The following is a 21,523-nucleotide window of genomic DNA, read 5'->3' as shown; positions in this document are numbered from 1 at the left end:
AATGATCAGATTATACCAGAAATTTGCTTAGAGGAACTTTGTCAAGATACTCAGCTTTTGGAATGATTTGTCCGTCTTTATCCAAAATTCTTTGAGAACCATAGTTATCATATTCCGGGGAAGCAATTTTCAACGTTGAATTTTGCAAATCCACAGAAAACTTCAATAAATCATATCCATCATCTTTTCCAGGTTTACGGAATGTGAACAGTGAAATCTTAGAGATATTTATTTTAAGCGTAATACCAGTTTTACCATAAAGATATGCCTCAACTCCTTCTATCATAGAAACTTCATCTGCCAATACTTTATGTATTTTTTCAACAGAATCTGAAGGCAACCAGGCAACATCTCTATCAATTGTAATTGTATTTCCCAAACACGCATAAACTCTCGGAAAATCTTGCATATAATCGAAAGCTCCAATATTGGTATTTCCATCATCTAAATAATCAAAAGTTATCTCCATCCACTTATCAGAAGACTGCCCGATTTGATTATTATTTAATTCAAAATTGCTTCCGCACATTTCTCCTAAATTATCGTCGAATTTCACGCCCGGTTCACAGTTGCACGGCAATGCTTTTTCTACTCTCAAACCGATAGAATCTGCCTGAAGGATCGTGAGCGAGGTTGGGATTTTTTCTCTCCACGGTTCGCCTTCTTTGGTTGCTTTTGGTGAACGCATCTCATCTACAATGGATAAGAACAACGGATCATCAATTACCGGAACCTCACCGCCATTCCAGATCTGTCCGGTAGCTAAGAAATGTCTTACCGCTTCTTCAAATCCCGGTCTTACCGTTACAATAACCCTCGCCATTCCCGACTGCATAAAGGATCTGAATACAGGATCGTTATCATCAAACTGATACAGGTCTGCCCACGATTTTCTTTCTCCCCAATAGTACGGATAGAAATAGTAGCTCATAATTTCCCATTCAAAGGCCTGCTCCATGAATTTAATGAAAGCTGCATACTGGTCTAATTTTTCATCTACCAAAATATCGGTGTTGGTAAAAGTTTCTTCCAATGCTCCGTCATTCGTATAGTATCTTTTCTTACCGAAAGTAAGGTCTGCACCAGGACTCTGGTTGAGCATGTACGAAATACAGTTTCTTCTTAAGATTGTATTTTCTATTTTTCTGTAGAAGCCCGGATTGGAACCTTTGATCTGAACACCCATTGCTTTTATTTCAGCGAGTGCCTGTTCGTATTTTGCAAGTTCTGTTTCGTAGGCTTCAATGATTTTGTTAAATACTTTTTGGAACCATGAGTTTTTAGTTTCCAGAGTAAGTTTTAAATCAACTGTGAAACTAACTGCTCCTGAAAACTCATTGTAAAAAGTTGCTGAAATTGGAATCATTTTTGAATATGGCACAGAAAATGATTTGCTTGTACTTCCTCTCATTTGCCCCCACCTGCCTTCAAACCAAAATCCTTCAGTTCCTATTATAGCTCCTACACTTGCTGCATCTCCATCGCCAGCCGCCGTATATTGTACGCTTCCTGATATAGCAATATATCCCTCTGGAATTTGTATTTCATCTTTTAGAGCCATATTTTCGATGTTTGAAATATTATTTGTATACTGCCCACCTAATGATTTTCCAATACTAAATAATTCTATAGGTTTTTCATCAACTTCTACATTATAATTACCCAACCAGTATTTTAATATGGTTTCATTATTTAATGATGAAAAATCTTTCATTCTCATTTGCTGTGCTTCTTCACTTCTCGGATCAACCGGTTTTACCAATTGGTTTTCTGAATTGTTGGAAACCTTCATCCCAAGATTGTGAAGTTTGGCAGGTTCTGGAATCATGAATTCAAACATCATTCTTTTTCCATAATTGTAGATCTGGTTTTTAACGACTTTATCTACCCAACGATAAACGCCAACAACATGACTGCTGCCCTTGGTATTATCGAAGCCGTGTTTGTTGTTTTCTTCAAACTCTTCAATAATTTTATCGATACGTTCTTCTTTTACTTTGGTCACGATTCTGTCCAAAGCTCTTGCCGTAATATCTTTGGCTTCCGTCACAGCCTGCCGGTTGCTTTCTTCTTTGGAATTGTGGGTGGCATAATTTGCTCCGACGCTTAAGCCGTATTTATTATCACCAATTCCCCATGAAGCATTAAATCCTGCCTGTGCAGCAAAATCTTTAGATTCCTGAAGGATTTTTGCAATTTCGCTCTGCATTTCGTGTCTTTCGGTAGACGTTGTATCGGTTAACTTTTCTTTTTCCGTTTCGGAAGAAGTGGTAACCTGGGATTCACTGCGTTTTAATCTTCGGGTAGCTCTTTCTTTATATTCCCTTGCCATGATGTTTTCTATATGTGCCACATCTCCTTCAACATAACAATATGTGGATTGCTCTACTTTTTTGTAATCTGTAATCCCTATGTTCTTCATTCCAAATCCGGATGGAATAAAAATGTCATCATTATTTCCGATATCTTGTCCTTCGTACCCTATATCTACCTGTGCGGTTCTGAATACACTACTTCCTTTGAAAACGCCCTGTTTAAGAAATCGGTTGATATCTGATGGGTCTCTTACTAAAGTAACATCCATGTTGTACGCCTTACCGTCTGCCAATACAACGGTTCCCTCTAAATTGAACTCATTGATATGTAATGTCTGAGAATCAGGAATAACAGTTCCGCTATAAAATAAAAAGCTTACTCCGTTGGAAGGTGAAAAAACTGTATTGGAAGTAATGTTTACTCCGTTAACATTTACTTTATAATTTGCCGAAATAATGTTGGAAGCAAAATTCTCCAGAGTAAGCATAATGTACCATGCTGAGCTCGATACGTTATTCGTTTTTACACTATACCCTATAAGCCCGGTGGTATTTGGTGTATTATTGATTACAGGTACCACCACACCTCCAATAGTGGTAAAAGTCTGGTTATTCAAAACCGTATTCTGTAAAACTGTCTGCTGCAAAGAAACGTTATTCTGAGCAATAGCCTGGTTGATTTCAGCAAAGGTTGAAATAGAGCTTAGCGATGTAAAAGCCTCTTCCAAAACTCTGTCAAATGTATTTTGTTCTTCAGCTGTTAATGATTCTCTGAGTTTTTCTTCCTGAATTTCAGACTCGTAAATAAAATTAAAATCCGGCAGTTCCAGGGAAATAGGGCGAATTTCCAGAAGTTCTTCATTCAATTTATTCAAATCTTCTTTTAGAGAAGGATCTCTTTCAAGAGTATCAGGATTAGTGATGGTTAAATCATTAATGTATTTGATTCTGCTTTCAACAACTGCTTTTCTGTTGACTGCTTCGTCTACACTTCTCTCATATTCTGTGCGGATAGGCTTTACCTCCCGTTCGTAAGCTTCTATAGCCAATTTATAAGCTTCCTGATATTGCTTTTTGTAATTTTTTTCCTGAGCTTCTAGTTTTGTCTGCAATTCCTGATTTTTACTTAATAAGAATCTGGCTTCTGCAAACTGAATATTTTTGTCATTATACAAGATCTGGTTATCCTCCTTTTCGCTCATTCTAGATACGGCATTGTTTGCGGAAAGATTATTTACCGGTTTGAAAAGCTCCTTCGGAAGCACAACTTTAGCCCTAATAACATCTTCATATTGCTCCTGGGTTGTCCCGTCGTAGTTTAATATAATATGATTTAAATGTAAAAACTGCATTAAGGTTTCCTTCGCATAAAAATCCTTTTGTGTGACTACCTGATAAACAAGATTATCCCAAATTGAAGAATTGATAACGATGATCTGCTGATGGGATTCTTTATATTCATTGAATTTCTCATCAAATTCTTTTTTTGTAGATGATGCTTTATTTCTGGCAATCCAGACTGCCAGTTCATAAAATGCAGGATCCTGAGCTTTTAATGATTGTTCGGAAAGAATAGTTAATGGCAGATCCTGAGGTTTTTCACACAATTTCTTTAGTGTTGTGGATGAATTTAATTTTAATTTTTCATCAAAGATGCCGAATTGCGTTTCATAATCTCTGAAAATGAATCTTCTTTCTTTATTTTTTGGATCTGATAATTCAGCATTGCGCATCGTTGCAAACCTGAATAGCGTTTGTGACGCATTGTTGTTTGTAGTATTCATATTGTTTGTTGATTTATAATTAATAATACCTTCTCCTATGAAAGTTTCTCCGATGGTGAATTTTAAAGCACCTGTCGGTGTATTGTTTGTTGGCATAATTTAATTTTTGCATTTTTTGTTTTTATAATATTCATCTATCTGTATGTAATTACTGCTGTTTCAGGAATACCCGCCAGGCTTAAATCTAATCCTTCAGGAGCGGAAACAGTTTCTATTGATGGATTACCCCAAAAAGCATTTTGCCCAACTGTTATTACAGAACTTGGAATGTACAGATCTTTTAAAAGATCACCACATGAGGCAAATGCATATTCACCAATAATTTCCAATCCTTCATTAAGAATAATTTCTTCTAATGAATCAGAAATGTTATTGGTATTGATTTGACTAGAGAAAGCTGACCTCATAATAGCTTTCAATGTTGAAGGTGTTTTAATTTTTTTTATACATTGTGCTCCAAAAGCCCCTACTCCTATTTCTTCAAGACCTTCATTAAAAATTACTTCACGTATTTGATACATAAAACCGGCATATGCATATGCACCACTTGCAATCTTTTTTACGTTATCAGGAAATGTAACAGATAAAAAAGATCCCTTAAATTCATTATCAACAATTAGTTGAATCACTTTTTCCAGCATCTCTAAAGAGCTGGAAGCAATCTTCTCCTCTTTATGCCAATAGGAATCTAACCATTCCCAAAAGTCTTCCTGTACTGGTTTATCTCCGTTTTCAAATAACTGTTTTAATTCTTGTTTTGATTTCATTTTTGTATTTTGTTTAATTATTTTTTGTAAACCAATGGCTTTTTGCAGATGGGTATTGGTTTTACATTGGTTAAGGTGTTAAAGAACACTTTTTAGTAGTGTGATCTTTATGGTCTTAGCTCTATTTTTTAAGGTGGTGTCCGCTAAATGGATGTCCACCTTACTTTTTAATGGGAAGCATATCTTGATATTTTGTTTAATATTAATTTGAAATTTTCGTTGCCATACTTTGAGCTATGTGATTGTTCACTGACAAAGAAAATATACGATAACGTCAAAACCTGACGCATTAAGAGTGATTCCAATGAAGTTGGAATATTTGGGTAACAAGCAGACATGATTCCGGAAATCAGTTAAGAAATCGGATAAATTTTAAAATAATAACAGAAGCCCTGTGAATCGGGAACGGTAGAATTACGGAGAAATTTTGTAGTTTTTTCATGGTATATGTGTTTTATTTTCCAAATATAGGAATTATTTCATTTGGAAGTGATGGCTAAGGAAAAATTAATCTTCTTATTTCTCATCAATACCGAACGAAATAAAAAAACCGGAAAACCTTACGGTTTTCCGGTTGTGGTCCCACCTGGGCTCGAACCAGGGACCACCTGATTATGAGTCATTGCAGGATTTTCGTAATCGACTGTCTATCAACGGGACAGAAAAGGGGACATTTTATTTTGTTTGAAGATTTAATCAGTATTTTGACTATTTATTATGAAATTCTTGCAAAAAATCTTGCAAGAATTGTAGAGTTGTAGAACTTTATTTATTCGTGATAATTAGTAATGTTAATATCGACTTTATAACCTCTAAAATATTAATTTAGAAATAAAACTTTTCAAATTTTAAACGAAATAATCACCATATTAACTATATTTAAAGCACAAAGGTAAGTTTTCTTTATGAGTTTTAAAATAATAGCTATTAAACCATTATCAGGTTCTGAAGAACATCTAAAAAATCTAAAACCTGAAATAATATATTATCTTAACCAAGATTACAAAATCCAATTAGACAAAATTGAATTTAAAAAATCTCAACCTAAAAATTTCTTTAGTAAACAAAGTATAGAAATTTGTGCCATTGTTGGAAAAAATGGAAGTGGTAAAAGTTCGTTGACTAATCTATTAGTTAAGTTTATTAACAATATCTTTTATTATTTACGAGAAGATAGTAAAAACGAGGGTTTACATGTAGTAAATAAAATAAACAATATGGTTGTTGAAGTTTATTACCATGTACAAAATGAAGACAGTGATTCTATTTATAGGATCATTTTAGATAACACTTCTTATAGGGTTGAAATATTTAGACCTAAAACTATTGACAGTTCTGTTTATGATAAAATTACTGACATGGAATTTTCGATTGAAAACTTTGGTAAAATTTTTTTTTACACTCAGGTGATTGATTATTCTCTTTATTCTTTTAATTCTTTACAAGAAGGTGATTGGATTAATAATATTTTTCACAAAAATGATAGTTATCAAACACCTGTAGTTTTAAATCCTTATAGAAAGAGAGGTAATATCGATATTAACGTAGAAAATATACTTTCAGTTCAAAGGTTTTTATCCAATATAGTTAAAGAAAAATCTAATAAACAGATTACCGATAGTCTAAAAGTTCATAAAATCTACCTTTCTCTTAAAGCGCCTAAAGATTTAAGAAAACAAATTATTAATGATATACAATACGATTTGCGTTATATTGAAAAAGATAGTTTATTTAATGATTTTAATGATTTTTTTAAATGTAATAGAATTTTAGATCCACTAATAAAAAGAAGAATAGTAAACTATTTAGTATATAAATTAGCATCAGTAGCTATAAAATATAACGAATATAATAAATTTTGCATCCTTAATGATACTGATAATGGAAGTATACAGAATCAAAAAAATAAGGGTTTAAGTGAAAGTTTATCAGTCTCTGACATTAGTGACTTTTTATCTACCAGAAAAAAATATGAAATAATTTTAATTGATATTCAATCTTTTTTTAAACAAATACAAGAAGATCATAGTCATATTACCTTTAAAATTAAACAAATTATAAATTATTTAAAGTATAATCATCTTAATACTTTGGAAGACGATTCAATTAATTTTCAAAAACCTTTTAAAGATATTGAGGGAATAGAAAATTTGGATACAATTGAATTTTTACCACCTCCTATATTTAAAGTCAAAATTGAATTAGTTGATTCATTCAATAATAAAGTAGAATTTGAAACTTTAAGCTCTGGTGAAAAACAAATGATTTTTTCGCAAAATTCATTATTTTACCATTTAAGGAATTTAGAGTCTGTGAGTGATAAGTTTGATAAACAAAAGATACAATACCAAAATGTTAATATAATTTTAGATGAAATTGAACTTTACTTTCATCCAGAATATCAGAGGAAATATATTAAAAGATTAATAACAGGAATCGAAAATTTAAGCTTGATAAAAATTAAAAATATAAGTCTTATATTTTCCACACACTCTCCGTTTATATTGTCTGATATTCCATCATTAAATGTTTTAAAGTTAAATAATGGAAATCCTAATTTGGATAATGAAATTGACGAAACATTTGGGGCAAATATATATGACTTGCTAAAAGATAACTTTTTTCTTGATGGCTTCATCGGTGAATTTGCTTTAAACAAATCTCTCGATCTCTTAAATTTCTTAACAGCTACCGATATATTTTATGAAAATTGGGACGCACACAGTTCTGAGCAAACAATAAATTTAATTGCAGAACCAATTCTTAGAGAAAAATTTAGAAATCTGTACAACAAAAAGTTTAAAACTGATTTAGACATAAAAAAAGAAATCGAAAATTTACAAAATATTTTAAAAGAAAGAGATAATGATTCCAATCGGCAATAGTAAAGTAAAAGATTATTTATCAGCTTCTCGTAACATAAAAAGATTTAAATCATTAAGTGTGAAAATACTTGATAGACTTAAATTAATAAGTAAGGAAGATCTTATAAAAGAAGAAATATTTTTTTTAGAAAGTATAATTGACTATTTTGCTGATAAAAATTTTTTCACAATTAATCCAAAAGAGGCTATAGAAATTCTAAAAATTACCCCGAGTAAAAAAGTCAAGGATTTAATATATAATGAATTTAATTATGAAGCTAGAAGACGGGATACGTTTCCTAAATTTTTTAATTTTTTAGGCATCAAGACATGTGTCTACTGTCATGCTCAATTTGCTCTCTCATTTGAGAATTCAGAAGGTAAATTCGTAGGTCTATTACAAGCAGATCATTATAATTCGAAAGATAAATATCCATACTTATCTGTAGCCTTTTATAATTTGTATCCAGTTTGTGGAAATTGTAATCTAAATAAAAGTAATATAGATGTAGAGTTTGAGTTGTACTCAAATAAAGCTCCTGAAATCGATCTGCAATTTAAAATTGAAGATAAATCATTTATTAAAAATTTTTTAGAATTTGATAAATCAAAACTTAAAATAGAAATTCAATACAATGAAGACTATATTAGTAAATTTTATTTGAATGAGATTTATAAAACTCAGACTGATATAGTGGAGGAGTTAGTTTATAAATCGAAAGTTTATAACACCACATATAGAGAAAATTTAAAAAAATTTGATATTGACGATTCTATCATCGATAGATTTATTGTAGGTAATTATACTTTAAAAGATGACGTATATAAACGTCCATTGTCTAAAATGATGACTGATATTGCAATAGATTTAGATCTTATTAAATAATGTTTAAATATTAATTAGAGTGAAAAATTTACAGTAAAAATATTATTCAATTGTTAAAAAGATGAAACAGAAAAACAAAAGTGTATCAATTGACACCTTTTAATTTATTTTAAAAGTAGACAAAAAATAATAATTCCAATATTTAAAAAATTATATATTTAACAATCTTTTTTTAATATTAAAAATACCTTAAACAAATAAACTAAAAATAAAAGTTCTCAATGACCTGTTTAAAAATTTTGATTACGCCTACTGTTTTGGTAGGTATTCTAGGAATACCCTAGAATATATGAATGGTTCTATATCACTATCCGATAAATTGATTATCTAAAAATCTTATATTATTATCTCATTTAATTTATATTATTATTATTTAATCATCATCTTAGAACTTTCAAATTATATTTTACCTATATATGATACTTTTGTAGCAATACAAATAAAGAAAATATGAACAGGTCATGAACTTTAATTATAAGAAATGCAATCAAATATTACATTTGACCATAAACAAAAAATTAAAGATTTTTATAATAATTTAAAGACTTTACATGAATTTTGTGATCTTTTAAATTATTGTCAAAAATTATTGTACTCAGAAATTTTTATTGAATTCGATGAATCCAAAATAAGAGACCTATCACGTATAAATTCAAAAAAAAGATATTATTATTTTGAATTACCGAAGAAAAATGGTGAGATGAGAGTTATTCATGCACCTAAAAAAGAGTTGAAAATTCTACTTCAATGTATTAACTGTATTTTTAATTGTATATATACTCCTCATGAATCTGCATATGGTTTTATTCAAAATCTTTCTATAGTAGATGGAGCAAATTTACATCTAGGATCTAACTATGTATTTAATATTGATTTAAAAGATTTTTTCCATAGTATTGAAATTGGAAGGATATTGAGAAGACTCAATTTTTATCCATTTAATTTGAGTGAAGAATATGGAAGGAAGGAAATTGGAAATTATATAGCTTGGTTAGCATGTGAAAATATAGAGATTGAAAAAAAAGTAGATGAGCAAACAGAAAAAAAAATAAAACGTGTACTTCCGCAAGGTTCTCCTTTATCTCCGATATTGACAAATATTATTTGTGAAAGATTAGATCGAAAGTTACTGGGGCTTTCAAGAAGATTTGGTGTCAAATATACTAGATATGCAGATGATATCACTTTTAGTTCAATGCACAATGTTTATCAATCTGATGGGATTTTCCGAATGGAAGTAGAAGCAATTATTAAGGATCAATATTTTACTATAAATCAACAAAAGGTACGTCTTCAAAAATCTAAGGTCAGACAAGTTGTAACAGGTATCACTGTCAATAAAAAGATGAATGTATCTAAAAGTTATATTAAAAAGCTACGTCTATGGATAAATTTCTGGGAAAAGTACGGATCACAAAAAGCATTTACATTATTTATTAAAAGCTATGGTGATGATAAAGGATACAATAAAAGCTTAGGTAGTTCTACTCTATTTATGGAAAATGTTATAGAAGGAAAACTAAATTTTTTAAAAATGGTAAAGGGCGAACATAATACAACCTATATTAAACTTAAAATACGGTTTGAAAATCTATCTTCAAAAAATAAGTTAATAACGGAAACCCTAGAATTATGGGAAAAGGAAGGTATAGAAAGGGCTATGGAGCAATATTATAAAAAGGTAAATAAATAATAATTTTCTCATCTTAATTATCAATCGACATGCCAAAAGATAAGTATGATTTTATTTCTGAATTATTAAATAATAAGAAAATTACCTCTACACAACGAGAACAAATTTTTCGTCTTTCTTCAGAAGAAATTAAGAAAGATAAAAATAGTGGACTAAAATTAGAACAAAGAATACACGATATTGAAGAAAAACTGAAATATTTTAATTTACAAGAAATAACTCAAATAGAAAATCCTACTTCTGTTATAAAATCTTCTGATATTCATTTACCTAAATATATAAACCCTTTTTCACAAAATGGGTTAACAAACTTTTTAATTGCATACAATCAAGATCCAATTTTAAAATATACTTGTCATACAATCGACTCCCAAAATATTTTTGATGATATTCTTGACAAATGTGGAACAAATAAGTATAATTTAGAACTTCATAGAAAACTTATAGAGGAATCATATATTAAACTATCTAATAATTATCATATAACATATCAAGTAAAAAATTTAATCTCTGCATATTTAACTGGTAAAGATTTTAGCGGCAATACAAGTAATTGGGCTACTAATATGAATATTAATTGGGCTAGCGAAGAAATAAAAAATTGGTCAGAAAAAAATCCAAATATTGTTCCAAATCCAGGTGGCGCACTTACCAAAGAAGTAAAAAGTAAGGGTTTTAAATTGCCATCTCCTATTGCTTCTAATTTAACAGACAGGAAAATGAATTATTTCTCCGACATTGTTATTTATTTTAAAAGTCTGTTCCATATTAAAGCTGATAACAGCTTAAATGAGATAGTAAAAAATTACAATAAAAAAAATTATGGTAATACTGATATCAAATTTATAATAGAAGACGTTAAATTCCAAAAATCAATAGAATTATTTACAGATGTTGATAAATTGTTACAAGGATATAAAAAAATAATTGAAATGATTATTCAGGTGGTTTATAAACACAAACTTCCTCCACCTTTAATCGAACTATCATTCACTCAAAATCCTCAAAGTGTCGATTTTATAATTCATCACATAAATGTTGATTATTACAGAAAAACTATTAAAGATATACGGACACGAATTGGTGATTCATATTCCGATTTAATAAAAAATCAAATTAATGGTTTATGTGATCTATATCTGAACGCAAAATTTGAAAATGGATCATGTTATCAGATAAATTTATGGAATAGTTTTAAGACTCGTGACGCTTATCCAATTGAAGAAATTGAGGGAGTACAATATATTTTAAGATTCAAATAATTATGATATACTTAATAGACGATAGAAAAAATAGACAAGAAGATCTAGGCTGGTCATTAGAGAGACTAAATGATCAAAGTTTAATAATCTCTATATATAATTTTGAACAACTAATAACTTATAAAAACAAAATTTTTAACTCCGAAAGTATTGTTCTTTTTCATGAATCCTTTAATGATACAACATCTCAACCATACAACCTTTTGATAAAAGAATTTGTTAATGATCTAAACACTTTTGCCCAATCCAACAATGGTTTTAAATTGATTTATTTTAGTGGAAGTAAAAAGAGTAGGCTTTTAATTGATAATGTTGCATACCTCCCTGTAGAAATTTTATATCAAAACATTAATGTATTTATTAAAAACTACAAAACTAATGATATTAAATATTTATGTTATGGAGAAAATCCACAAATTGAAGAAATACTTTATAAACAATTAGTAGAAAAAAATACGGAAATTGAATCAGGAAAAATTGATGATTCTAATCTTAATAATTTTGTAGTTAAAACGAACGAAGAAGAAATTGAAGATATTTTTACAAATGCTACTAACGAAATTATTTTTGATGATAACATAACTGATGAATACTTGAATACTTGTATTGAAAAATGGTTTCTTTCAACAGAATATGACAATATATTTGTACCATTATGTTTCGGTGCCACACTTTCAGATTATAACGGGTTAAAATTAGCATCCCATATAAGATGTACAGATACCCCAAATCGTTTAAAAAATATTTTTATCTATGGTTTTGTAAGCATGAGAGATATGGTAAATAATGAAAATTTTAATATTCTCAAAACTAAAAATATTTTTTTAATTGATTATACTAAAAAGGCTTTTCAAGACGCATTAAATATAGAAAATCTACCATTATTAATCGAAGAATTACCCAATGAAATAAATAAATTAAGTTTATCTATACCAAAAGATATTAATGACAATCATAGTATTTCTAATCTATGGGCAATTTACAGATGGTCGAAAATACTACAAATTAATAATGAAAAAATTGAAAAAATAATTAAAAAAGTTGATACAAATCTTTATTTCAAATATTTGAAAAGCATCTTTCCTATAGATTCAAACCTCAATATTCAAAAAAAACGAATAGATACAACAAATTACAAAAATTCGAAGATTTTGTATATTGATGATGAAGCTGAAAAAGGGTGGAAAGAAATTTTCTCCTATATCATAAGTGATTCTCAATTAAATTATATTAGTAATGCTTCTTTAATGTCAAAAACTAGTGACGAAATCATTGATTTATCTTTACAAGAAATAATCAAGAATGACATTGATATCGTTATTTTGGATTTCCGCCTACATCATGACGATTTCAAGCAAAACACTCTGCATAATGTTACCGGATACAAAATTCTAAAAAAAATCAAACAACATAATGCGGGTATTCAAGTTATAATTTTTTCAGCAACAAATAAAGTTTGGAATTTACTAAACCTCCAGGAAGCAGGTGCAGATGGTTTTATTATTAAAGAACACCCACTAAATAGCATTGATGGAAAATTTACAACTTATTGCATTAAGAATTTTGAAGAAACTTTACTCACTTGTCTTAATAAGATATTTTTAAAAAAAATATTTCAAAAAAGTAATACCATATCTATCAATATTTCCAATACTTCTTCGGATTCTGATGAGTTTTCAGATTTCCTTAAAGATTTAGGTAATCAAATTAAAATTGTTTGCACCGCTTCCAAAAATGTCAATATAAAAGACTCGTTAACACTGGACATCATTTTTCTAACATGCTACAATTTCTTAGAGAAATTTAAAAACTTTTACTTGAAAGAAATTGACAATCAGTTCGTATTAGGAATTGACGAAATCGAAATGAACAGATATAATTATCAAAAAAATAAGATTACAAATTGTGGAAAATTTATGAGAGAATCAATCAATGATTCTCCAACTTGGTTTCATACCTTAGCGGGCCTGTTTATTGATTATTTCCTAATCTGCCACATTGATGATAAGACAATAAATGACTTAAGCATCGTAAAAAACATGAGAAATGATTATGTGCATAATGGTAAAAACAGATTTGAAAAAGATGATATTCTTTTGATTTTATCTCTTTGTGAAAAAATAACTGCAAAATTAAAGGAATGACATTTTAGACGATAATTTTTATGAGTTAATTTTTCTAATTAATGATTAAAATTACAAAAGGCTTTATTATTTGAAATTTAAATCTTCAATTTTGATTAAATATTTTATCTTCTAACTTCCGTATATCACCCCTCAATTCTAAAAACATCTCTTTTAAATTATAATTTTCGAAATTATCCGGTTCAAAATCTTCCGGAAATATTCCCGATGCATATTGCCAGATTTCAACTATTTCTCCAAAAGGGATTTCATAAGGTTCATAAAATGAATTGTCAGAAGTCACTGTTACAGATTTTTCATTTTTACTTTTAAATCTTTTATAAGAGATACCATCATTAAGTGTTACGAAAACATAACTTTTGTTTGGTTTTAATTCTTCAGTATTTTCAATATACTTTCCAATAATAAAAGAACCGTCTTTAAAAGGAGGCATTGAATCTCCTTTTGCCGGAAATGCCCGGTATTTTCCATTAGTGAGAAATGGTAATGAAATCCTTTGTAAACTTTCAATATATTCTGGATCACTATAACCAGACAAATATCCCATAGATGCCTTCTGAGGAACAATTTCAATACTGTTGTTTCCTAATTTATCGACAACAACAGGCAAAACAATCCTATTATCAGGGAGTTTCAAAACATCTTCTAATGGATATTTTCTTATATCAACAGTTAGAAGTAAGTCAATACTTACATTGAAATACTTTGAAATTTTAATTAAAACTTCATACGGTGGTTCCGAACGACCGTTTTCATATTTTGAATAACGATCCCGACTGATGATGAGAATTTCATTGGCAAAACTCTGTTGAGATAATCCTTTCTTACCTCTCAAAAACCTTATGTTATCTGCAAAAATTGACATTGGGACAAATTGTACCGACAAATATAATAATTTCGGGACAAATAGTCTCTAATTTTGTAAAGTGAAACGAGCGATTGTACATATGGATCTGGATGCTTTTTTTGTGTCCTGTGAGAGGCGTAATAACTCCCAATTAGACGGTATTCCTCTGATAATCGGAGGTGGTGACCGTGGAGTTGTTGCATCATGTTCCTATGAAGCAAGACGATTCGGTGTACGTTCTGCAATGCCAATAAAAATGGCACTTCGATTATGTCCCGATGCTAAAGTTATTCGGGGTGATTACGAATTGTATTCTAATTTATCGCACACGGTAACAGAAATTATTCAGCAGAAAGTTCCGGTTATAGAAAAAGCAAGTATTGATGAATTTTATCTTGATCTTTCCGGAATGGATAAATTTTTCGGCTGCTATCAATGGACGAAGGAGATTGCATCGGCCGTAACTAAAGAAACCGGACTTCCGATAAGTTTTGCATTATCTTCCAATAAAACAGTTTCAAAGATCGGGACAGGAGAATCAAAACCAGTTGGGAGATTGGAAATCCAGGAGAGGGAAATAAAACCTTTTCTAAACCCCTTATCCATCAAAAAGATTCCTATGGTTGGAGATAAGACCTTTCAGCTATTATCAAGGATCGGAATCCGTACAATTCATACACTTTCTGAAATGCCGGTTCTTGTTCTTCAACAAATGATTGGAGTTAACGGGAAAGAACTTTGGAAGAAAGCGAACGGCATTGATGAAAATCCCGTTATACCCTATTCCGAAAGAAAATCAATTTCAACAGAGACCACATTTACAAATGATACAATGGATGTCGTTGAACTGAAGAGACTCATATCCGGGATGGTGGAAAAATTAACCTATCAATTAAGGCAGGAAAAATGGCTGACTTCAACAGTAACAGTAAAAATACGTTATGCCAATTTCGATACTGAAACCAAACAGTGCAAAGTACCCTATACGTCTGCTGATCATACTTTATCAAGAGTTGCACTCGAACTTTTCAATAAGGTTTACACCAGAAGAATGAGACTTAGATTAATAGGGATCAGGTTTACAGGACTTGTGCATGGTAATCATCAAATGAATTTGTTTGAAGATACCGAAGAACAGATGAGTTTATATCAAACAATGGATTATCTCAAAAACCGATTCGGCATTGATGCAGTTGGTCGTGCTTCAGGTTTTGATTTRGAAAATAAACGCTAAAAAACTTCAATTATGTTTTTGAACTGTCATTCTTATCACAGCCTCCGTTACGGTACTTTATCAATTGAAGAATTGGTAAAGCAGGCGAGTGAATTAAAGGTAAAACAATTGGTATTGACCGATATCAATACGGTTACCGGAATTTATGATTTTAAGAAAGAATGTGAAGCAGTAGGAATTAAACCTATTGTAGGAATGGAAGTAAGAAAAGATGGTAAACTTCTGTATATTACTGTTGCAAAAGAATTTTCGGGGATAGGCGAAGTGAATAAGACCGTCACAGAATATAATTGTGAAAATAAGGAACTGTCAGAGGTTGCGCCGGAATTTAAAAATGTTTTTGTGATATATCCTATGAGTAATCTTCCGCCTAAATTGAAGGAAGATGAATTTATAGGTGTACGGATTAATGAATTAAATTTTTTAATCAGACCTGAATATAAAAAGTATATTTCCAAAATGGTAGTTCTTCATTCCATTACCTTTGGAACTGATGAAGAATATGAATTGCATAAAATTTTACGGGCGATTGATAATAATACATTACTTTCAAAATTAACCAAGAAAGAAATTTGCAGACAATCTGAATATTTTATTTCTGAAGAAAAACTTTTAAAAATCTTTGAAAGATATTCTGAAATTATCAGCAATACAAAAAATATTCTTGATACATGCCATTTTGAGTTTAATTTTAAACAAGTTAGAAATAAAAAATTTTATACCAAATCCAAAGAAGAAGATTTGAAACTTCTCAGCCGATTAGCATATTCGGGCTTGGAAAAGAGATATGGATTAAATCATGAAATCGCAAAGAAAAGAATTGAAAAGGAATTAAAAGTAATAGATGAACTTAATTTCTGTTCTTACTTTTTAATTACGTGGGATATCATCTGTTACAGTAATAGTATGGGGTTTATGCATGTGGGCCGGGGAAGTGGTGCGAATTCTATCGTGAGTTACTGTTTGGGAATTACTGATATTTGTCCATTGGAACTGGATCTTTATTTTGAAAGATTTCTCAACCTTAACCGAAAAACACCACCGGATTTTGATATCGATTGGTCTTGGCAGAACAGGGATACAATATTGGAATATATTTTTGATCGATATGGAAGAGATCATGTTGCGTTTTGTGGGACTAATGTTGAGTTCAAATACAAATCGATCTTCAGAGAGGTTGGAAAAGTATTCGGTCTGCCTAAGGAAGAGTTGGATGATTTGGCGACAAAACCGATAGAAATTCATGACCGAAATTCTGTTGTGCAAATGGTTCAGAAATACGGTAGGCTATTAGAAAAGTACCCTAATCAACGGAGTATGCATTCATGCGGGATCTTAATCTCGGAGGAACCGATTACCCATTATACAGCACTTGAAATGCCACCGAAAGGATTTCCGATTGTTCAGTTTGATATGAATGTAGCAGAAGATATCGGACTTGAAAAATTTGACATTCTTTCCCAGAGAGGATTAGGAACTATTAATGATACCGTTAATCTCATTAAAAAGACAAAAGGAATTAAGGTGGATATTCGTGATACAGCATTGTCAAAAGATGAAGTAAAGTGCAATGAATATTTGTCAATAGGAAAAACGATCGGATGTTTTTATATCGAATCTCCGGCAATGCGCGGATTATTAAGACGATTAAAATGTGATAATTACCGAACGCTTGTCGCTGCTTCATCTATTATCAGACCGGGAGTTGCCCAAAGCGGAATGATGAGAGAATACATTTTCAGACACAATAATCCGGATAAATTTGAATATTTCCATTCCGTATTCGAGGAAAATTTAAAGGAGACTTACGGGATTATGGTTTACCAGGAGGATGTAATTAAGATTGCACAGTATTTTGGGGGATTGTCATTAGCCGATGGTGATATCCTGAGACGGGCAATGAGTGGAAAAGGAAGGTCACTAAAAAAACTTCAACAGGTGAAAGATAATTTCTTTAATTCCTGTAAGAGAAAAGGACATTCGGAACAATTAACTACTGAGGCGTTCAGGCAAATCGAGTCTTTTGCAGGATATTCGTTCTGTAAAGCCCATTCAGCATCTTATGCAGTAGAAAGCTATCAAAGTCTTTATTTAAAAGTATATTATCCTTTAGAATTTATGGTTTCGGTGATTAATAATCAAGGCGGTTTTTACCGTACCGAAGTTTATATTCATGAGGCGAAAATGTCAGGGGGAAATATTCAGGTTCCCTGTGTTAACTCAAGTGAGTTTCAAACCACATTAAAAGGAACAGATGTTTATTTGGGATTGATGTTATTAGAAGGATTGGAAACAAAAGCAGCACATGAGATTGTTAAGGAACGTGAAATTAACGGAGAATATAAATCATTAGAAGACTTTATCAGACGTATTAATATTGGGATTGAAACAATACAGATTCTAATTTTTATTGGAGCATTCCGGTTTACTTTTAAACCAAAAAATGAATTACTTGTTGAAGCAAGATTACTATTAATAAATTTTAAACCTGAGAATAGAGGTTTGATGTTAATTGAAGAACCTGTTCAGGAATTTAAACTTCCTCAACTGAAAAGAGAAAGTTTCGAGGATGCATTTGATGAAATTGAGTTAATTGGATTTCCGGTTTCATGTAGTCCTTTTGATTTATTAAAGACAAAATACAGAGGATCAGTATTTGTAAAAGACTTGTTGAAGTTTCATAAAAAACAAGTAAAGATGTTGGCATATCTTATTTCCAGAAAACACGTTCCCACTAAAAAAGGGACGATGTATTTTGGAACCTGGATCGATGTCAACGGTGATTATTTTGATACCGCACATTTTCCAAACAGTTTAAAGGAATATGATTTTCAGGGAGGCGGTTGTTATTTATTACTCGGAACGGTTGAAGTTGATTTCCATTTTCCTACCATTACTATTCATAAAATGGCAAAGATGCCGATGATTCCCGATCCCCGGTATTCTTACGATAAAGAAAAACAATATGATATTCACCGTCAAATTAAAGAGGATGTCAGTATGACTTTTAGGAAACCATATCCTCAGGAACATGAAATTGGACTGCCAAGACATAAACTTTAATGATAAAATATCAATCTTTCCATTCTCTATACTCCGTTAAAATTAAACATTGCATTATTCACAGCTGCAAAAAAAGACAGGATGGTCCTGCCTTAAATAGTAACTGAGATTTTTTTACTTTTTTCTGTAACCTTCAACATATATTTTCTTTATGTAAGGGTAAAAACTTCCGTAAACGGTAATACCTTGATAAAAGTTACCTATCTTGTCAAATTTCATGTTAATGGTAAAAGTTTGCGAAGTATTTGGTAACATAACACTATCGTACTTTGAGACCTCATTACATGAACATGGCGGTTTAATTGTAAGTGAAGTTAAATTTCGGTTGCCTTTATTCCTTATTGTAATATTAACAGTTTTATTGTCTCCCTGTATAGTATCTAAATCGATAAACTCTGGAATTTCTATTTTTGTTAATTGATTGTCCGGTATTTTTGATATTTTTTTATAAATTTCATCACTGTTTTTTAGATTAAATCTGCTTTTATTAGTGATTTTTTCTTCCTTACAAGATAGCAGGAATAGAAAAAATATACAGATGTATGTTTTCATATTAATAAGTTTCATAGTTATAGTTTATTATTGCAATATTCTCAATTTATATAAGTAACCGTTAAAGGTTGCCATTTTCCATTCTTTGGACTGAGGATAATAAAAATATGAATAGGTATCCTTGTTAAGTTTTAAAATGGCTGTTCTTCTTTTATCAGCAGACTTATAAAAAAAGGTTACAAAAAAACCGTTTTCCGGATATTTAATAATCTTAGGTAAAATGATATCCCATTTCTTCTGCACAGTTTCGGAAATATCTTTTTGAAATGACAAAATAGGATTATCATTATCAGGAAAACCATTTACATTGGGTAGTATCTGAATTTCAATACTGCCATTTATATCATTAGGAAATGACGCAGGCTCTGGAAAAAAAGTAATTGATTTAACAAAAGTCTTCTTTTTTACATCTACTTGAATAAACGTTGCAACTAAATTGTTCGGAAATATTGCTGCTGAATAACGTTTTAATTCATTACCATTTATTGTTTTTTCTTTTTTATTATTCAAGTTATCACCTGAAATATGAACTTCTTCAATTTCTTTTACTTTATCAAAAAAGTATAGTGTGTCATGACTTATTGAGAAATCCAATAATTTTCCATTATAAACTATTTTATCTTTAGTATCAAATGGAAAGTTTTTAAAATTAGATTTATCAATCTCAACGTTTTTTTGTTCGTGTAAAACGGTGATATTTTCGAAAATCTTTTCATCCGAATTCCTAATAAAAGTCTGACTTTTAAAAAGCAAAGAGAAGAATAAAAAGGAAAAGAGCTGCGCTCTTTTCCCTTGTTTTTTACTATGTTCGTTTACTAACATGAAGTGTACATTGTTTCTGTATGTGTGCTTACACCAACCCAAAATACATGATATGTTACTTGGACTTCACATCCACATACCGGCGTACCGTCTGCCTGTATTTCTCCGGTTGGCGAGCATGGGCCATATCCTGTTATTTCACTTCCCCAAAATTTACGGGATGTCGATTCGTCTGATTGAGCATCATCAAATGAACTTAGTGCAAATATGGATGCTAAGCCTAACATACCCACTAAAAATTTCTTTTTCATAGTTATTGAATTTAATATTTTCATGTCCCTACTTATTTTGTCAAATTTCAACAGAGAAATTCAAACTTTCCTTTCGGCGGTAGGTTTTCGGGCTACTTCCTACCTTTCTGTTGCGCAACATATTCTTCAAGGAGTTTTTTATTAAAAAACTTCCATAAATGACTAATTTGGAATGACTTTTTGAAATCTAAGAATAGCAATTTTGCTGATGGATAGAGGTTCAAAATTATTAGTTTTTTTCATTTAACGATGAGATATTGAAAATTATTGTTTCAATCAAATATATTTTTTTAAAAGTAACGGTTTAAATTTAAATGATGAAGAAATTTATTTATATAATTATCAGCAATCCCAAAATACATAATATATCCAAAACATTAATTAATCTCAATATTAGCATGGATTTTAAAGGGATATGATTTTCAGGGAGGTGGTTGTTATTTATTACTTGGGACAGTTGAAGTTGATTTTAATTTTCCCACCATAACTGTTCATAAAATGGCTAAGATGCCGATGATTCCAAATTTCCCGGTATTCTACGATGATATTCACGGCAAATTAAAGAAGATATTAATATGACTTTTAGGAAACCATATCCTCAGGGACATGAAATTGGACTGACAAGAAATAAATTTGAATAAAAAAATAAAACCTGAAAATTATTTCAGGTTTTTAAGTTGTATTAATATTACTTAATAGTATTTAATTCGAATTAATGCCAATCATCAAAATAATTTCTAATCTTTCGAGCGGTAAACTTTTACACAGATGAAAAGTTGATATGCAAAGAGAAACATTAACAAAAAACAAATATTTGTTCCATGGTCTAAAATAGAGGCTGTTTTATATATTCTCATTTTCGGTGTATCAATTTCAAAATCTTCATACGATATTCCTAATGCGTCATGTAATGTATTGTAGAAATTAGTATGATTGTCAATTACAGCAAACGAAAGAATGATTCCTAAAATACTGATCAAAATTCCAATTAGAGATAATTTCTTCATTGATTTAGTTATTAATTATTATAATTTTAATG

At 30.3% G+C, this 21,523-nt stretch carries 12 protein-coding genes and 1 pseudogene; 8 read left to right on the top strand and 5 right to left on the bottom strand.

The features are described 5' to 3' along the window. Nucleotides 1–10: 10 nt before the first annotated feature. Nucleotides 11–4,195, bottom strand: coding sequence for a hypothetical protein (locus tag SOP96_RS12255; RefSeq protein ID WP_326321228.1), 4,185 nt, complete (start codon nt 4,193–4,195; stop codon nt 11–13). A gap of 38 nt (nt 4,196–4,233) precedes the next feature. Then, the gene (locus SOP96_RS12250; RefSeq protein ID WP_326321227.1) at nt 4,234–4,866 is read right to left on the bottom strand and encodes a leucine-rich repeat domain-containing protein; all 633 of its coding nucleotides are present in this window, start codon (nt 4,864–4,866) and stop codon (nt 4,234–4,236) included. Between the two features lie 905 nt (nt 4,867–5,771). Here SOP96_RS12250 and SOP96_RS12245 point away from each other — a divergent pair. The 5 genes from SOP96_RS12245 to SOP96_RS12225 all read left to right on the top strand — a co-directional run bounded on the left by SOP96_RS12245 (nt 5,772) and on the right by SOP96_RS12225 (nt 13,715). Further along, nucleotides 5,772–7,751, top strand: coding sequence for an AAA family ATPase (locus SOP96_RS12245; protein ID WP_326321226.1), 1,980 nt, complete (start codon nt 5,772–5,774; stop codon nt 7,749–7,751). Then, nucleotides 7,732–8,616 (top strand): hypothetical protein, encoded by an 885-nt coding sequence (locus SOP96_RS12240; RefSeq protein WP_326321225.1) that lies wholly within the window; start codon nt 7,732–7,734, stop codon nt 8,614–8,616. The genes SOP96_RS12245 and SOP96_RS12240 overlap by 20 nt, the downstream gene beginning before the upstream one ends. Before the next feature lie 481 nt (nt 8,617–9,097). Then, nucleotides 9,098–10,309: a reverse transcriptase domain-containing protein gene (locus SOP96_RS12235; protein ID WP_326321224.1), complete on the top strand. Its 1,212-nt coding sequence runs from the start codon at nt 9,098–9,100 to the stop codon at nt 10,307–10,309. Nucleotides 10,310–10,338: 29 nt separating this feature from the next. Further along, nucleotides 10,339–11,571 carry a hypothetical protein gene (locus tag SOP96_RS12230; RefSeq protein ID WP_326321223.1) on the top strand — a complete coding sequence of 411 codons (1,233 nt, stop codon included), beginning with the start codon at nt 10,339–10,341 and terminating at the stop codon, nt 11,569–11,571. A 2-nt stretch (nt 11,572–11,573) separates the two neighbouring features. Beyond that, nucleotides 11,574–13,715, top strand: a complete 2,142-nt coding sequence (locus SOP96_RS12225; RefSeq protein WP_326321222.1) for a response regulator — start codon at nt 11,574–11,576, stop codon at nt 13,713–13,715. A gap of 85 nt (nt 13,716–13,800) precedes the next feature. Here the strand turns inward: SOP96_RS12225 and SOP96_RS12220 are convergent, their stop codons facing one another. Next, nucleotides 13,801–14,580 carry an XRE family transcriptional regulator gene (locus tag SOP96_RS12220; protein ID WP_326321221.1) on the bottom strand — a complete coding sequence of 260 codons (780 nt, stop codon included), beginning with the start codon at nt 14,578–14,580 and terminating at the stop codon, nt 13,801–13,803. Nucleotides 14,581–14,641: 61 nt separating this feature from the next. On the opposite strand from SOP96_RS12220, the gene dinB reads away from it, so the two are divergent. Together dinB and SOP96_RS12210 are read left to right on the top strand one after the other, a co-directional pair. Next, nucleotides 14,642–15,796: a DNA polymerase IV gene (dinB, locus tag SOP96_RS12215; protein ID WP_326321220.1), complete on the top strand. Its 1,155-nt coding sequence runs from the start codon at nt 14,642–14,644 to the stop codon at nt 15,794–15,796. 12 nt (nt 15,797–15,808) lie between these two features. Next, the gene (locus SOP96_RS12210; RefSeq protein WP_326321219.1) at nt 15,809–18,859 is read left to right on the top strand and encodes a DNA polymerase III subunit alpha; all 3,051 of its coding nucleotides are present in this window, start codon (nt 15,809–15,811) and stop codon (nt 18,857–18,859) included. Nucleotides 18,860–18,973: 114 nt separating this feature from the next. Here the strand turns inward: SOP96_RS12210 and SOP96_RS12205 are convergent, their stop codons facing one another. Together SOP96_RS12205 and SOP96_RS12200 are read right to left on the bottom strand one after the other, a co-directional pair. After that, on the bottom strand, nt 18,974–19,411 hold the full coding sequence (locus tag SOP96_RS12205; protein WP_326321218.1) for a DUF1573 domain-containing protein: 438 nt from the start codon (nt 19,409–19,411) through the stop codon (nt 18,974–18,976). A 27-nt stretch (nt 19,412–19,438) separates the two neighbouring features. Then, nucleotides 19,439–20,233 carry a hypothetical protein gene (locus tag SOP96_RS12200; RefSeq protein ID WP_326321217.1) on the bottom strand — a complete coding sequence of 265 codons (795 nt, stop codon included), beginning with the start codon at nt 20,231–20,233 and terminating at the stop codon, nt 19,439–19,441. Nucleotides 20,234–20,889: 656 nt separating this feature from the next. Here SOP96_RS12200 and SOP96_RS20025 point away from each other — a divergent pair. Next, nucleotides 20,890–21,125, top strand: a pseudogene (locus SOP96_RS20025) (hypothetical protein); the annotation flags it as partial. Nucleotides 21,126–21,523: the final 398 nt, after the last annotated feature.

This window comes from Chryseobacterium salviniae, from assembly GCF_035819015.1.
GTDB classification, from domain to species: domain Bacteria; phylum Bacteroidota; class Bacteroidia; order Flavobacteriales; family Weeksellaceae; genus Chryseobacterium; species Chryseobacterium salviniae.
This window is presented reverse-complemented; position numbering and strand designations above follow the sequence as displayed.